Origin of the sequence: Synechococcus sp. MEDNS5 (assembly GCF_014279875.1) — a bacterium.
Classification (GTDB): domain Bacteria; phylum Cyanobacteriota; class Cyanobacteriia; order PCC-6307; family Cyanobiaceae; genus Synechococcus_C.
This window is the reverse complement of record NZ_CP047952.1, coordinates 1,179,545-1,193,843: the sequence shown is the minus strand read 5'-3', so window position 1 is coordinate 1,193,843 and position 14,299 is coordinate 1,179,545. Positions and strand designations below refer to the sequence as shown.

Annotated in this window: 14 protein-coding genes; 7 read left to right on the top strand and 7 right to left on the bottom strand. The window is 56.2% G+C overall.

Annotated elements, in window-relative coordinates; genetic code table 11:
- Positions 1–10 precede the first annotated feature (10 nt).
- Genes gndA through SynMEDNS5_RS06375 form a run of 4 tightly spaced genes read left to right on the top strand, consistent with a single transcriptional unit; the run spans position 11 to position 3,089 of the window.
- Positions 11–1,429 (top strand): NADP-dependent phosphogluconate dehydrogenase, encoded by a 1,419-nt coding sequence (gene gndA, locus SynMEDNS5_RS06390; protein WP_186585735.1) that lies wholly within the window; start codon positions 11–13, stop codon positions 1,427–1,429.
- Positions 1,430–1,439: 10 nt separating this feature from the next.
- Positions 1,440–2,156, top strand: coding sequence for a 6-phosphogluconolactonase (gene pgl / locus SynMEDNS5_RS06385; RefSeq protein WP_186585734.1), 717 nt, complete (start codon positions 1,440–1,442; stop codon positions 2,154–2,156).
- A complete protein-coding gene (locus SynMEDNS5_RS06380; RefSeq protein WP_186585733.1) occupies positions 2,153–2,725 on the top strand; it encodes a CIA30 family protein in 573 nt (190 codons plus the stop codon). Before pgl ends, SynMEDNS5_RS06380 begins: the two co-directional genes overlap by 4 nt.
- A 1-nt stretch (position 2,726) precedes the next feature.
- Entirely contained in the window at positions 2,727–3,089 is a 363-nt protein-coding gene (locus SynMEDNS5_RS06375) for a hypothetical protein (protein WP_186585732.1), read from the top strand.
- 8 nt (positions 3,090–3,097) lie between these two features.
- On the opposite strand, the gene SynMEDNS5_RS06370 is transcribed toward SynMEDNS5_RS06375, so the two are convergent.
- The 3 genes from SynMEDNS5_RS06370 to rpmG form a co-directional block, all read right to left on the bottom strand.
- Positions 3,098–5,053, bottom strand: coding sequence for a ribonuclease catalytic domain-containing protein (locus SynMEDNS5_RS06370; protein ID WP_186585878.1), 1,956 nt, complete (start codon positions 5,051–5,053; stop codon positions 3,098–3,100).
- 105 nt (positions 5,054–5,158) lie between these two features.
- Positions 5,159–5,380: a 30S ribosomal protein S18 gene (rpsR, locus tag SynMEDNS5_RS06365; RefSeq protein WP_006041316.1), complete on the bottom strand. Its 222-nt coding sequence runs from the start codon at positions 5,378–5,380 to the stop codon at positions 5,159–5,161.
- A gap of 50 nt (positions 5,381–5,430) precedes the next feature.
- Positions 5,431–5,625 carry a 50S ribosomal protein L33 gene (gene rpmG / locus SynMEDNS5_RS06360; RefSeq protein ID WP_011933197.1) on the bottom strand — a complete coding sequence of 65 codons (195 nt, stop codon included), beginning with the start codon at positions 5,623–5,625 and terminating at the stop codon, positions 5,431–5,433.
- Between the two features lie 127 nt (positions 5,626–5,752).
- Between rpmG and pheT the strand changes: the two genes are divergently transcribed.
- Positions 5,753–8,209, top strand: a complete 2,457-nt coding sequence (gene pheT, locus SynMEDNS5_RS06355) for a phenylalanine--tRNA ligase subunit beta (RefSeq protein WP_186585731.1) — start codon at positions 5,753–5,755, stop codon at positions 8,207–8,209.
- On the opposite strand, the gene rlmD is transcribed toward pheT, so the two are convergent.
- A complete protein-coding gene (gene rlmD / locus SynMEDNS5_RS06350; protein ID WP_186585730.1) occupies positions 8,178–9,578 on the bottom strand; it encodes a 23S rRNA (uracil(1939)-C(5))-methyltransferase RlmD in 1,401 nt (466 codons plus the stop codon). The two genes, pheT and rlmD, sit on opposite strands and share 32 nt — an antisense overlap.
- An 80-nt stretch (positions 9,579–9,658) precedes the next feature.
- Between rlmD and SynMEDNS5_RS06345 the strand changes: the two genes are divergently transcribed.
- A complete protein-coding gene (locus SynMEDNS5_RS06345) occupies positions 9,659–10,153 on the top strand; it encodes an allophycocyanin subunit alpha-B (RefSeq protein WP_186585729.1) in 495 nt (164 codons plus the stop codon).
- 548 nt (positions 10,154–10,701) lie between these two features.
- Here SynMEDNS5_RS06345 and SynMEDNS5_RS06340 read toward each other — a convergent pair.
- Both SynMEDNS5_RS06340 and SynMEDNS5_RS06335 read right to left on the bottom strand, forming a co-directional pair.
- Positions 10,702–11,727, bottom strand: a complete 1,026-nt coding sequence (locus tag SynMEDNS5_RS06340) for a molecular chaperone DnaJ (RefSeq protein WP_186585728.1) — start codon at positions 11,725–11,727, stop codon at positions 10,702–10,704.
- A gap of 34 nt (positions 11,728–11,761) precedes the next feature.
- A complete protein-coding gene (locus SynMEDNS5_RS06335) occupies positions 11,762–13,294 on the bottom strand; it encodes a DUF3370 domain-containing protein (RefSeq protein WP_255440354.1) in 1,533 nt (510 codons plus the stop codon).
- A gap of 254 nt (positions 13,295–13,548) precedes the next feature.
- On the opposite strand from SynMEDNS5_RS06335, the gene SynMEDNS5_RS06330 reads away from it, so the two are divergent.
- Positions 13,549–13,710 carry a hypothetical protein gene (locus SynMEDNS5_RS06330; protein ID WP_006041324.1) on the top strand — a complete coding sequence of 54 codons (162 nt, stop codon included), beginning with the start codon at positions 13,549–13,551 and terminating at the stop codon, positions 13,708–13,710.
- Here the strand turns inward: SynMEDNS5_RS06330 and SynMEDNS5_RS06325 are convergent.
- On the bottom strand, positions 13,692–14,288 hold the full coding sequence (locus SynMEDNS5_RS06325; RefSeq protein WP_186585726.1) for a sigma-70 family RNA polymerase sigma factor: 597 nt from the start codon (positions 14,286–14,288) through the stop codon (positions 13,692–13,694). The genes SynMEDNS5_RS06330 and SynMEDNS5_RS06325 overlap by 19 nt on opposite strands.
- Positions 14,289–14,299: the final 11 nt, after the last annotated feature.

Below are 14,299 nucleotides of genomic sequence, written 5' to 3'. Positions count from 1 at the left end.
TGAAGTGACCATGTCCAAGGCCCACTTTGGTCTGATCGGTCTCGGAGTGATGGGGGAGAACCTCGTCCTCAATGCCGAGAACAACGGTTTTTCAAGCGTTGTTTACAACCGCACCTACTCCAAAACGGAGGAGTTCCTGTCTGGGCGCGGTGCCGGCAAGAACATTCAAGGCGCCACAGACCTCCAAGACTTCGTCAACAAGCTGGAGCGCCCCCGTCGAATCCTGATGATGGTGAAGGCCGGAGGCCCTGTTGATGCCGTGATTCAGCAGATTTCCCCTTTCCTCGAAGAGGGTGACTTGTTGATCGATGGTGGAAATTCCGAATATCACGACACAGAACGTCGCGTCGCTGAGCTGGAGAGCAAAAGCTTCGGTTTCATCGGCATGGGCGTTTCAGGTGGCGCCAAAGGTGCTCTTGAAGGGCCGAGCATGATGCCTGGAGGCACCAAAGCGTCTTACGACGCTATTGAGAGCCTTGTTCGAAAAATGGCTGCCCAGGTGGAGGACGGCCCTTGTGTGACCTACATCGGTCCGGGTGGTTCAGGTCACTTCGTGAAAACCGTTCACAACGGCATCGAATACGGAATTGAGCAGATCCTCGCTGAGGGCTACGACCTGATGAAGCGGGTGGGTGGCATGAACGGCACCCAGATGGCCGACGTTTTCGCCCACTGGAACAGCACTGAAGAGCTTTCCTCCTACCTCGTTGAGATCACGGAAGTGTGCCTGCGCACCAAAGATCCCGATGACGGAGCCGATCTGGTGGAGAAAATCCAGGACAAGGCCGGCCAGAAGGGAACGGGCCTCTGGACTGTGGTAAGTGCTCTGCAGATGGGGGCATCCGTGCCCACGATCTACGCCTCCTTGAACGGGAGGGTGATGAGTTCCATGAAGGAACAGCGGATCAAGGCAGAGCCGATTCTCAAGGGCCCAGCAATCAAGTCCTTCGACATGGGAACCCCCGCCGATGGCATGGCACCACTGATGGATGCCATGGTTCTGGCTTGCATGGCCAGCTACGCCCAGGGGATGGAGCTGTTGCGCATCGCATCTGCCGAGCACAATTACAACCTCCACATGCCTTCGATTGCTCAGATCTGGAAGGGTGGCTGCATCATCCGTGCCCGGCTGCTGAAACGCATTCAGGATGCGTTCAACGTTGATCCTCAGTTGGCCAACCTGCTGATCGATCCCTGGTTTGCAGAGCAGGTCAACCGCCGACTGCCAGGGTTGGCCAAGGTGGTGGCTGGTGCTGCCGAAGCTGGAATCCCCGTTCCCTGCCTGAGCAGCACTCTCGATTACATCAACAGCTATCGCACCTCGCGTTTGCCTCAGAACCTGGTTCAAGCCATGCGCGATTGCTTTGGCTCGCACACCTATGAGCGTGTCGATAAAGACGGGATCTTCCACACTGAGTGGTTGAACTGAGCTCAGACCGATGACCTCTTATCGCATCGAGCGGGCCTCAGATCCACAGGATCTGGCCCGCCGCGCCGCTGATCACATTGGTGCTGCCATTGATTTGGCTCTCGATCAGCGTGATCGCGCTCAGATTGCCCTCTCGGGCGGCAGCACTCCCGCCCGTGCCTACGACCTTCTCGGTGAAGCACACCTGCCCTGGGACCGTGTGGATGTCTTTCTGGGAGATGAACGTTGGGTCGCCGCTGATGATGAATCCAGCAATGCTCGGATGCTGCGCAACACACTTCTGAAGGCGGGTCACCCAGGCTCACGTGCCTGCTTTCATCCTGTTCCCACCGTGGAACTACCCACAGCAGAAGCCAGTGCGGAGGCTTTTGCTTCATTGGTAAACAAGGTCTGTGAAGGAAATCCGCCGGTGTTTGATCTCATGCTTCTCGGACTTGGTGATGACGGTCACACCGCTTCGCTGTTTCCGGGAACGGATGCTCCGACGGTGCGTGATCAATGGACAACGATTGGCCGTGGCAAGGGACTTGATCGGATCACACTCACAGCGCCTGTGTTGAGTGCAGCGAGGAAAGTGCTGTTCCTTGTCAGTGGAGAAGGCAAGCATCAGGCACTGTCTCGCCTGATTGACCCTTCGGAATCGTCCGAACGGACCCCTGCGAAACTTGTATCACCGAGCATGGAGATTCTTGTGCTCGCTGATCAGGCTGCATCCCGAGGTCTTTGACGACGCCACCACCCCAACCCGCACCCCAGATCCGTGTGATTGCATCTGGGGAGACCTTCCATGCCTGGTCCAATTTGAATGACACGATCATGGGTGGGTCAAGTCAAGCCAGCTGTCGTGTCACCGATGACGGACTCCTACTCGAAGGTGAAGTGGTGAGTGAAGGCGGTGGCTTCGTCAGTTGCCGCTCTCCGGTCTACAAGCCGCCTTTGGATCTGACTGCTTTCAGTGGTCTTCGACTATCCCTGGATGGTCAGGGGCGGAGCTTCAAGTTTGCGGTGGCCTGCCGCGACGGCGTTCTCGGCCTGACGGAGCTCATTCCTGGCGGGTTGCGATGGGTGTCGACCGTGCCGACCCAGTCGAATGGCACAACGGTGGTTGAGATTCCCTTTGACCAGCTCAAGCCCGTAGTGAGGGCGAGTCCAATCAAGCTGCCACTCCGATTTGATTCCTCTTGCATTACGCGGCTTCAGCTGCTTCATTCGCGATTCGGTGACGACGGCGAGGCCAACCCCGGCTATCGATCTGGATCCATCCAGCTGTTGATCCGTTCGATTGAAGCCTTCTGAGATGGCGTCCTGTGCGCCGCTTGAAACCCTGATCGCAGCAGCGGCTGATCTGTGTCGCAAGCCGTTGCTCCATGCAGTTGTTTCAGAGGAAAGTGCAACCATTGAGGACTACTGCGGCAGGATCGAATGCCGCGATACCCATGGGATTCGTCTCGAGGACAATGATCTCGAGTTGGAGCTCTATCGCAGCGGAGCCGATCTCAATCTCACCCTTTCTTGGGCTGATCAGCCCGCACGACCGATCCTTTGGCACGGACAGCACCCGGTCTGGATGAACGGGGAGACCGGTGAACGGTGCTCAGCCCCTACTGATGGCGCTCCCCTTGAAGCACTCGCACGACGTCTCCGGGCACTACTGGCATGATTCCGTGTTCAACCAGTCCCACGGACGTCCGCGACCAGATGGAGCTGATCGCGAACGGAATCAACTCCTGCCACGCTCAGCACCAGCCCATCACCGGGTTCACTGTCTGGTGGACAGGTAGCAGCAAGATCAAGGGCAAGCTCTTCGATACGCACCAGTCCCAACCGATCCTGTGGACGCAACCAACGCAGAAAATCAACCGGCCAACGTTCACTGGAATGATGCTCGAACCAAACCTGCTGCCAGTGCCGCTGATCTTCCCGGGTCACGGCAAGTCCTTCGCGAACAGCCGTTTCAAGCTGTTGAAGAAGAGTCTGCAATGACTCCTTATCCAGAGGGTCATCATGTCCATCCAGGGAAAGCATGGCGGCAATCTGCCGCTGCACCAACAGATCGCCATAGCGTCTGATCGGTGATGTGGCCTGGGTATAAGCAGGAACACCAAGGCTGAAATGGGCTGCCGGTGTGGTTCCCATCAACCCGCGACTGAGACAGCGCTTGATGGCGGCAAACCGCACCGCACCGTCGCCCAGACTTTCAAGTTGAGCCGGCGTTGGCAGCTCTGCAGGTAGCTGGCTTCGGAACGGAAGCGCCAGGGCATTGTCGATGCCCTTGGTGGCAGCAACGGTGCCGCAGAGGATCATCGCTTCGGCAACCATTTCGCGTGACGGACTGGGCTCGGTGATCTCAACAGTTGGCTGACCATCACGACAACGGATGCGGCCTTCCGGTAAATCCATCAACAACGCTCCCCGTTCCATACGCCAGTGACGCCTGGTGGCAAGAAGTGCGTGAAGATCAGAGAGATCGGCTTCTTCCGGTGGCGCGAAATCAATCAGTTCGTCGGCGTCGTCGTAGGTGAGCCGATAGCGAGGATTCACCCAGCTTCGACAGATCCCGCTGGCGTTGACGTCCCCCGTGGAATCAAGATCAACCCATGTGCTCCAGGCAGCGTTTCGCCGGCTTGCTTTAAGGCTGAACACCTCGGTTGAGAGGTTCGATGGGAACATCGGCAGAATTCCCCTGGACAGATACAAACTGCTGCCCCTGCGGCGTGCTTCCAGATCAAGGGGCGAGCCGGCTGTGATCAAACGACCTGGATCTGCGATGTGTATCCAGATCCGCAGTTGGTCATCAGCCAGTCGCTCGAGCCCTAGGGCATCGTCGATATCCCTTGTCTCGGCATCGTCGATGGTGACGCAAGGCTGATGGGTGAGATCAATACGCTCTGAATCACCGGGTTGATCCTCAAGGCTGAGCAGAATCAGGCGCTCGGCTTCAGCAGTGAGCTCAGCATTGAAGCCGTCAGTCCAAGGCGTGCCGGCCATGGATGTGAGCTGGTGAGGATCCAGCTGACCAAGGCTTACGAGTCGCTCACGGACATCTCCGCGGCTTTGATCCAAACGCAACATCACCAAGGACTGACGAAGCTCAGTTGAGAGGTCGTCGAGGCTGATGGTGCCGGCGCAAAAACGAATGAGCTGTTCAATCCATTCGTGATGGAGCTGATCGAGCTCTTGGTGGTCAGTGCCCTGCTTGGCGCCGAAATAGTCCATCCAGCACTGAAACCGGGTTTGCTCAAGTTGCTGCCGTCGCCTCTCGAGTCGCCTGGAGCGAACCTCAGGAAGCAATCTCGGATTCACCCTGCCTTGCTTGAAACGGAACAGATCATCGCCATTTTCAAGGCACAGCCAGGTGGATGCGCAATGCAGAGCATCCCGGGACCCATGAACGAGATCAGCAAATTCCGACAGTTCGACAGTCTCACTTGATTCGCTCAACAAGACCCATGCCTGGCCCCATTCACGACGCGTGAGACAGGCTTTGGACAGGTCTTGCTCGTCGAATTCCCATGGAAAAACCCCCAGCTTGACTGCCACATCGGTGGAAGGCGGGCTGGGGGCAATCAGGGTGATTCGGCGGGCCGGTAGGACTTGCTCTTTAGCCCTAAAACCAACGCTCAGACGACGCTTGCTGCCTTGAACAGAGAGAACAACAGCGAGTTGAGGAGATTTCAGGTCGCTGATCCCGACGAGGTCACCGGGTTTGAAGTCAGCGGTCGCCAGAAATCAGCCCTCTGGATTCACAAATGGCAGGAGCGCCACGATTCGAGCACGCTTTACAGCGTTCGTCAGGTCACGCTGCTGTTTTGCCGTCAGGCCAGTGAGGCGACGAGGAAGAATTTTGCCGCGCTCAGTGATGAATTTCTTGAGCAGATCCACATCTTTGTAGTCAATGGGATCGCCGGGCTTAATCGGTGAAAGACGCTTCTTGAAGAAGGAGCTGGACATTGCGATGCTGTTGGAGAAGAAGTTTGGACAGAAATTTCAAATTCGAGAGATCACTTGATCTCTTTGTGAATCGTCATTTTGTTGTCGTGTGGACAGAACTTCTTGAGCTCCAATCGCTCGGTGGTGTTCCGACGGTTTTTTTCAGTGGTGTATCGAGACACACCCTGGGAACGTTTTTCGGTGCTGGACCGGCATTCGGTGCACTCAAGAGTGACAACGATCCGGACGCCCTTGTTCTTGGCCATAAGGACGTTACGCCGCGCTTGCGAAGCGAGTGACAAACAACAACTCTACAGTGCAGCCCCCCACTCTTTGATCACCCTCCCAGCACGAAAGAGTCCGTAGGATCCACCACCGACGTCACGTTTCCCCATGCGGGTTTCCCTCTCCTGGCTGAAGGATCTGGTTCAGGTGAATGAGCCTGCCGTTCAGCTGGGGGATCGGCTGTCCATGGCTGGATTTGAGGTAGAGGAGCTCGAGGATCTCAGCCTTCTGGCCCAGGGCGTTGTGGTGGGTCATGTGCTTGAGAAAAACAAGCATCCAAATGCCGATAAGTTGAGTGTGTGCTCGGTGGATGTGGGGGCTGATGCTCCGCTTCAGATCGTTTGCGGTGCAGCCAATGTGCGCGCAGGGATCCATGTGCCGGTGGCCATCGTTGGAGCTGTGCTTCCTGCGGTGAATCTCACAATCAAGTCCGGTGAGCTGAGAGGGGTAAGCAGTCAGGGCATGATTTGCTCCCTCGCAGAGCTTGGGCAATCCATTGATGTCGACGGAATTGCCATCCTCGAGGACCTGGTTTCTGAGGTTCCAGCGCCCGGCGCATCGATCGCCCCAGTGCTTGGGCTCGACGACACCGTTCTTGAACTGGCAATTACAGCCAATCGCCCTGACGGCCTTTCAATGACAGGCATCGCCCGTGAAGTGGCGGCCCTGACCGACGCTGAACTGTCTCTTCCTGAGACAGCAGCACCTCCCGCAATTCATTCACTGAATCCCAGCACTGCATCGGCCGTGGCCATGCAGAAAGGCGGGATTTACGCCGTGACCGAAATCAAGAAACTCGATGGCTCATGCTGCTCTCCTCAATGGATTCAACAGCGCCTCCAACGCGCCGGGGTCAAGCCGGTCAATGCCGTAGTGGATATCGGAAATCTGGTGATGCTGGAACAGGGCCAGCCTCTGCATGCATTTGACGCCGATGCCCTCGAGTCCCTTTGCGGTCAACCCATCACTGCATCCGACTTCGGCCTCCGTCAGGCCCGCGAGCAAGAACCCTTTCGCGGTTTGGATGGCCGTGACCTGACGCTCGACTCCAGGGTTCAGGTGGTGACGTGCTGCGATCGGGCCGTCGCCATTGCTGGCGTGATGGGAAGCGCGGACAGCGGTGTGAGCCAGCAAACAAAGCGCATCTGGTTAGAATCAGCGCTCTTCACGCCAGCCTCTGTGCGCAGCAGTAGCCGCGCCACTGGTCAACGCACGGATGCCAGCAGTCGTTACGAGAAAGGGTTGCCGCGGGAAATCACTCTGTTGGCTGCAGGTCGCGCTCTATCCCTTCTCGAATCGATGTTGGGAGCCGAAATCGGACAAACCTGGCAGTGTGCTTCAGATCCAGGCCCTGCTCCCGTGGTGGAGCTTCGCCGCAGCGCCCTGCATCAATTGCTGGGACCACTGGCACCTACAGCCGCTGATTCAAAAGCTCAGGACCTCGATGATGCTCGTGTTGAAGCTTGCCTGAAGTCCCTTGGGTGCTCACTCACGTCAACCGAGGACGGCTGGGATGTGGTCGTTCCTCCGTCCCGACGCCTCGACCTCCTGCGTGAAGTGGACCTCATTGAAGAGGTGGCTCGTCTGGTGGGGTTCGATCACTTTGAATCTCACTTGCCCGATCCGTTACGACCTGGACAGCTCTCCCTTGGGCAGCAGGCTGAACGTCGCATGCGTCAGCGCCTGTGTGCGCTCGGGCTCCAGGAGGTCACAACACTCTCTCTCACCGGTGCGGACGCCACCGATAAGGCCAGAATTGCTATTAGCAATCCTCTGCTAGCCGAAACCAGCCATCTGCGTACGGCGCTTTGGCAGGAGCATCTCGAAATCTGCCAGCGCAATCTGCAGGCATCTCAACCCGGTTGTTGGTTGTTTGAAATCGGCAATGTCTTCTCTCCCGATTTCAGTGGCGTTCTCCAACAATCCCGCCTCGGTGGAGTGATCTGTGGTGAGCGACGCTCTTCCCGCTGGTGCACCAGCGGAAAATCGTCGCCTCTGAGTTACTACGAGGCACGAGGCATCCTTGGCTCTCTCTTCTCGTCCCTGGGAATTGAGAGCCTGGACCGTTGCCTCACAGACGATGATCGTCTGCATCCAGGCCGTGCCGCCACGGTCGTTGTGGAAGGCAAACCCCTGGGATGCTTCGGACAGCTGCATCCGTCGCTTTGCGAAACGTTTGAGTTGCCATCACAGACGTACCTCTTTGATTTCGACACGGCACTGCTTCTCAATGCCGCTTCGCGTAGTAACCGCTGGGTCCCGCAGTTCAAGCCTTATTCCAACCTGCCAGCGTCCGAGCGAGATCTGGCGATGGTGGTTTCAAAATCCCTCCAGTCCGGTGAGTTGCTCCAAGCCATTCGCAAGGCAGGCAAGCCCTTGCTGGAATCGGTCGAACTGATCGATCGCTTCGAAGCCAAGCAGTTGGGTGAAGACCGCTGCAGTCAGGCGTTCCGTCTGCGCTACCGCGGCAAGGACAGCACCCTCACCGATGACCAGATCCAGCCAGTGCATGAAAGGGTGCGTCAAGCTCTGATCAAGCAGTTTGAGGTGGAGCTTCGGAGCTGACGCGAACCAGCATGACCAGGCATTCCAGATGGGAGGTTTGGGGGAAGAAATCCACAGGCTTGATCTGTTCAATCCGATAAGGCCCATCAGGGCCCGTCAGTTGTTGCAGATCCCTGGCCAGGGTCGCGGGATCGCAGCTCAGATAAATCAAGAAGGAAGGCGGGATCGCCAGAATCATCTGCAAGACCTCCGGGGTCAGCCCCTTTCGGGGAGGGTCGACAACAAGCACCTGGTGGATGGGCAGGAGTTTCTGAAGATGTTCCGCGACGTCGCCATCAAGAAAGCAAGCGTTCTTAAGCCCATTGCGGCGCGCATTCTCTTGAGCTTGGATCACTGAGGCTCGATTGATTTCCAATCCGAGCACGTTCAATCCTGCGGCCGCCAACGGCAGGGCAATGGTTCCGATGCCGCAATATGCATCGATCACACTGGCTGACGGAGCTGAAGCCTTGATCCAGTCGCGGATCATCGTGACAACCTGTTCCGCCCGTGCGGTGTTCACCTGAAAGAACGTGGTGGTTTTGAGCTCCAGCGACAGTCCGCAGAAGTGCTCTTCAATCACGTCATGCCCCTGAATGCAGAGGGTCAAGTCGCCGAGCACAGTGTTACTGCGCTTGGGTTGCACATTCAGAGTGACCCCATTCAGCTGTGGCCAACGCTGCATCCACCGCGCAGCGAGTTGGTCCAGTCCTGGAAGATGCTCTGTTGCTGCAACAAGCGAGATCAGAACCTGACCAGTTCGCACGCCGATGCGCAGTCCGAGATGCCGGAGACCCGGCTTACCCCTCAAATCAGAATCGATTGGCCAGTTGGTCTTGGCCAGATCGGTTTTGATGGGCTCAATCAAGGCATCCAGCCGCGGGTCGAGAACCGGACAGTGATTCAGGTTGACAATGCGATGACTCCCTCGGCGGTAGTAGCCGAGCCGGAGTCCTCCTTCGCCGCGTTGAATCGGAATCAGCGCTCGATTGCGATATCCGAGGGATTCAGCCTCGGGACTGATCAAGGGCCCAACCAAGGCCGTGACTCCTCCGATTCGTTGGAGGGTGGCGATGAGGTGGTCCTGTTTCCAATGGTTCTGCGCATCAACGCTGATGTGCTGGAGAGTGCATCCGCCACAAGCATGGGCAAGGATGCACGGCGGTCGCCGGGCATCGGGTGAGGGTTGAATGCTCTGGATCTTTTTGCCATGCCACAGCCGTCGCTGCCGTTGCAACAGCTGAACGCTGGCATCCTCCCCAGGAATCAGTTCCGGCACCGTGACCACCCAGCCATTCCAGCGTGCGATTCCCCGTCCCTGCTGATCGAGATCCTCTCCCTGAACCGTGATGGTCAGGCCTGGCGTTGGTGAATCAGGGCGTGATGTCATTGCAAAGGCGTAACACCCCCGACCTCACATCCATGGCCGGGGTTCAGGAGCTTTAAACTTTGTCCAGCATGCCAGCCGTCATGAGCGTTGTAAGGGATCTGATCCTCAAAGCCGATGACGATCTGCGCTACCCCAGCAGCGGTGAGCTGAACTCGATTGTGGAGTTTCTCAGCCAGGGGTCCGTCCGTCTTTCTGTGGTTCGGATTCTGTCTGACAACGAGAAGAAGATTGTTGATGAATCGGCACGGCAGTTATTCAGTCTCCGCCCTGAGTATGTCGCTCCCGGTGGTAACGCCTATGGACAGAAACAGCGTGCCCAATGCCTGAGGGATTACAGCTGGTATCTGCGCCTTGTGACCTACGGCGTTCTTGCCGGCAGCACCGAGATGATTGAACAGATCGGTCTGGTCGGGGCGCGTGAGATGTACAACAGCCTTGGCGTTCCCATGCCTGGAATGGTGGATGCCATGCGAGCAATGCGCGAGGCTTCTTTGGTTCTTCTCTCCGATGATCAACAGAGACTTGCCGGACCCTATTTTGATTTTCTGATTCAGGGAATGCAGACCAGCACCTGATTGCGGTTGTCCATTCATTGGCTCAAGGCCCTCAGACGAGGGCCTTTTTTAATGCACCACAGCCAGCCAAATGCCAGAGCACTGATTCTGTCCATGCGTCTCGGGTCAGACGCTAAACGGGACTCAGTTAATTTCTTATGCGAGACTCTCGAGAATACTTGCTTCGGCCGACTGTCCGGCCAGAGCTAACTTCAATCGAAGCTGCGTCACTGTGTCTACAGCAGGTACGCCAGCTAATTAGCCCTTTGCGCTAAAGCCATTTGAGCGGTTCAAAACCCCTTGGACGCATGATCGCCAAAAATGGACCTGTGATACGCCTGCGATCTGCGATCGTGCGAGAAAAAACTAATTTGTCACCCCAAAACAGTGAGATCTCCACCTCCAACACAACACCTTGTCGAAACACCTTGTCGATTCAATTAAAACTGCAAGAAAAACGATTGATCACAGAAATACCTCGTGCGACCCATATAAGACAAAAGCTGGGACTCAATAAGCGTCGCAAAAGAGACTATTGAGATCCAGGGTTGGGTGTTGCTTGCGCGTTTCTATCCCTCAGCCTGATCTTTCTGGCGATACAACTCCTTGAGCATCTGATAGGCCTCATTCAAGCGGCGCATTGCTTCAGTCGATCCGCCTGAATCGGGATGGACCTCAACAGCCTTTCGTTTATAAGCATCGCGAATCGTGCGCAAGGTCAACGATTGCCCTGCTTGGGTTGGCAGTTCAAGTTGTCGTAAGGCTCCATGCAGCGTCATGGTTGATTCAAGGGTTTCGAAGGACGTGACCTTTCGGCTGCGTTTGAACCGGTTCACAAATCGACGAATCAACGTTGGAATCCGATCAGTGACCGTTGCTGTGGCAAATGGGTCTTCCAGCACCGCTGCTGCGACGATCACCTGTTCAAATCGTGGTGTCTGCACAGGCCAGTTGCCACAGATTTGATCCATCGCATTCTTCACCTGAGACCAGGTGAACGTTCGCCCCTCGCTGCCATCAATCTGCGGCCAGATATCCCTGGCCATCCAGAGCATGACCGCTTCCATCACTGTTTCGCCTGGGGATGAACCGTAAAGATTCATCCAGTGCTGCAGTGCACTGTCAGACCATGCCTGGAGTTGGCTTTCGCTGATCGTTGGCACCACTGGTGCATCGACGGACGTTTGCGTGACTTCCAAGCTGGATCGAATCGCAGCTGTCCGATTTCTGACAAACCCTGGAAGATCGATTCCACCCCCGTTGGTTCCCGCGGTTCGTTGGGGCGTGGGTGGAGCCGAGTTGATGGGATCATCACTCTCCACTGTGGAACTGTTGTGCCGGGACCCAACCAGCACAATGGCCCTGTCCTCGTCGTAGACAGGATCACTACCATCCAGGCTGGTGGCATTGCTTGAGGTGATGACGCCATCGTCCTGAGACTCAGAGGGTGAAACCTCAGCTTCGGCTTCGAAGATTTCTTCAAGCAGTCGTTCCAGGCAGGCACCCCTTGAACGGGCATGCCATTCCCTGCGCAGCTGATCAAGCCGATCAACGAGATGTTCAGGGAGTTCGAGGCTGATCCGTTTGCCTGGCATATCTACGAAACGTTTGGCCCTTAGGGCTGGAAGGCTATCGACCTTGGAGACGTCGTAGCCATTCTTGCTGGGCTTTGATCGCCTCGCGATAACGCTGTTCCAGTGAGCTGTTCACCCGTTGGGGCATGATCATCGCCGGAGACATCGGATTGAGTCCACCACGTGGTGCCACGATGACCGGCGGTGGCGGCGGCGGCGTAAACGTGTTGGGCTTCGGAGTGTTTTGCTTTGTGGCGGGTTTTGGTGCTGGATTTGTGGTTGTTGGTTTCGGTTTGGCAGTGACTGCCGGAGGGGGAGTGGCAGGACGAACTTTGCGTGCTTTGGCAGCGGCTTGAGCCTTGCGTGCTGCCTCCAGCATTTCTTCCCGTTGCCTGAGCATGGCGAGCTGGGTGTCAGGAACCACGCTCAGCAGGTGACCTGGGGTGGCATCCGCTGGATACACAACACTCACCGTGACCTTGTTGGGAGAGCTTCCTTTGAGATTGAGTTTGGCAATGGAAAGACTCTGCCCAGAGCGCATACCAACATGAACCTCCTGATATCCCTCGTCTGTCTTGATACCAATCGAACCTCGAAAGGCAGTGAATGCTGGACGACCAGAAGCGACTGGATGACTCAGGACAAGGTCATGCGGACCCTCTCCGGAAAGATTCATTTCTACATCAAAACGAACGCCGTAGGTGCCAACGTTATTGACAGCTGAATCGACCATCTTGGTCGTTAATTGGTTGACTTGAATTTCACGAGTTCCAAAATGATGCTTTCGCGTACTTGTGAACGGCACGTGCAAAGGACCCTGATCAAGATCGTGCCTTATTGAAGCCTTGTATTCATCACCTAAAGCGACGCCAGCAACACGAGAAAAGATTGTTCCCGCTTGAATCTCTCTCACTCGATTGAGATAGATTCGGCCAGGAGCGAGGCGACCTTTGTTGAGTACAGCAATCAATTCATTGTCGTCTTTTGTTTCTTCGGCAGCGATCACTGCCATCTGAAATGGTCCATCGCTATTTCCACGGAGCAGCCCATTCATGATTCCGCGTGCAGGAAGAACGCTGCTCACGATCACTTTTTTACTATTTGGTGGAATGACCACTGTCTCGGGAAGACGGCGATCGAGCTCTCTTCGAAGAATTTGTACGGCAGTCGCATCGCCTGGTCCTGTGTTCCAGGGCCTTCGACCGAGGGGCTTCACACCCATCAGGCGATTGGCTTGATAGGGCGCTTCAAAGCTATTTTTCACTGAACCCTGCTCAAATCGCAGTGTGACCGGTGTTGATCCTGGGTTAATAGCGATCGCAGCCACAGTCAAAAGGCCTCTGGCCCTCCGTCCTCCCAATTTGCTGGAATCTTGCGGGTAATACTTATGGTGCATGTGTACACCGAACTCACCATTGAAGGTATAAGTAGCGTTCTTTAAAGGTTGGTTTGTTTCTGCTGCAATGGCTTGTCCAGGTGCTGTGTTGACTAGAATTCCTGGGCCCTTAACAATCTCCGGCTGATTGGAATGCAGGACCGGCACATTATTAAATGTGCCATTCAAAGGCCTGGCTCGTTGACCCGCCATCAGAGGCACATACGCATGGGCCGGGCGAATCTCCACAGCCGTGCAAATCCCAACTGAGACGCCGATTAGGACCAGTTGTGAGATTCGGCGAGACACGCGAGACTGGATCCTCGGAGGGCGCATGCGATAGCGCAAGTTCCAAACTTAATCGTCAGATCTAAAACCGCCAAGTCGCCTACGACCCCGCGCCTTGGATTTTCTCTCGGCAGGATGGTGTCAACAGCGCTCATCCCATGTTCCCTCCTTTCGATTGCATGCCCTGTGCCGATGCTGAGTGGCAGCACAAGCAGAAATCACGGAAGTTGCGCATGCTTCGCTTCTGGCGCGATGGACTTGAGCGTCAGCTGGCGGCCGTTTCTGCCGCCATCTCCACCCTTGAACAGCAAATCGAACGTGATCAGTCTGCCCAGAGCTGAGGTTCGAGCTTCAAACGGAGCTGCTCTAAGCCTCGCTTCACGCGTCGTTGCATGGTCATGGCACTGACCCCGGCCATTCTCCCTGCGGCTCTGAGGCTGCGGCCGTCGAGGACAACGTCCTGGATGGCTGATCGTTCAGGGCCACCCAACGCATTCAGGGTGTCTTGAATCAGTCTTGAGCGCTCCAGCTGCTCGATTTCTTGGGTGGTCTCGTGCCGAGAGTCCGCAAGGGTCTCATCGCAGCAGTACACCCTTCGAAGCACGGCTCCAGACCGATGCTTTCCTGGATCTGTGTTGCCTGTGCTTTCCTGCAACCGTCTTGGACAGCGCACGACCGATGCGTCGTCTCTCAGATAATGGAGGATGGCGCCGCGGATATGCGGTTTGGCGAATGCCTTGAATGGTGTGCAGCGTTCTGCGTTGAAGTTCTCCGCCGCTCGAAGCAGGCCCATGAGACCCACCTGTTTCAAGTCATCGGCGTCGATTCCGCAACGTCTGGCGTAGTGCCTTGCAATTGGAATAACGAGCTGCAAATGCTCTTTCACCCTCTGGTTGCGTTGGATTGTTTGCTTCTTCATGGATTGGTTTC

What these genes read in the sequence shown, in the direction of transcription:
- SynMEDNS5_RS06345 (WP_186585729.1), top strand. Translation starts at nt 9,659, where the DNA reads ATGAGCGTTGTAAGGGATCTGATCCTCAAAGCCGATGACGATCTGCGC.
- rpsR (WP_006041316.1), bottom strand. Translation starts at nt 5,380, where the DNA reads ATGTCCAGCTCCTTCTTCAAGAAGCGTCTTTCACCGATTAAGCCCGGC.
- rpmG (WP_011933197.1), bottom strand. Translation starts at nt 5,625, where the DNA reads ATGGCCAAGAACAAGGGCGTCCGGATCGTTGTCACTCTTGAGTGCACC.
- SynMEDNS5_RS06325 (WP_186585726.1), bottom strand. Translation starts at nt 14,288, where the DNA reads ATGAAGAAGCAAACAATCCAACGCAACCAGAGGGTGAAAGAGCATTTG.
- pgl (WP_186585734.1), top strand. Translation starts at nt 1,440, where the DNA reads ATGACCTCTTATCGCATCGAGCGGGCCTCAGATCCACAGGATCTGGCC.
- SynMEDNS5_RS06340 (WP_186585728.1), bottom strand. Translation starts at nt 11,727, where the DNA reads ATGCCAGGCAAACGGATCAGCCTCGAACTCCCTGAACATCTCGTTGAT.
- SynMEDNS5_RS06375 (WP_186585732.1), top strand. Translation starts at nt 2,727, where the DNA reads ATGGCGTCCTGTGCGCCGCTTGAAACCCTGATCGCAGCAGCGGCTGAT.
- SynMEDNS5_RS06330 (WP_006041324.1), top strand. Translation starts at nt 13,549, where the DNA reads ATGCCCTGTGCCGATGCTGAGTGGCAGCACAAGCAGAAATCACGGAAG.
- SynMEDNS5_RS06335 (WP_255440354.1), bottom strand. Translation starts at nt 13,294, where the DNA reads ATGGCGGGTCAACGAGCCAGGCCTTTGAATGGCACATTTAATAATGTG.
- gndA (WP_186585735.1), top strand. Translation starts at nt 11, where the DNA reads ATGTCCAAGGCCCACTTTGGTCTGATCGGTCTCGGAGTGATGGGGGAG.
- pheT (WP_186585731.1), top strand. Translation starts at nt 5,753, where the DNA reads ATGCGGGTTTCCCTCTCCTGGCTGAAGGATCTGGTTCAGGTGAATGAG.
- rlmD (WP_186585730.1), bottom strand. Translation starts at nt 9,578, where the DNA reads ATGACATCACGCCCTGATTCACCAACGCCAGGCCTGACCATCACGGTT.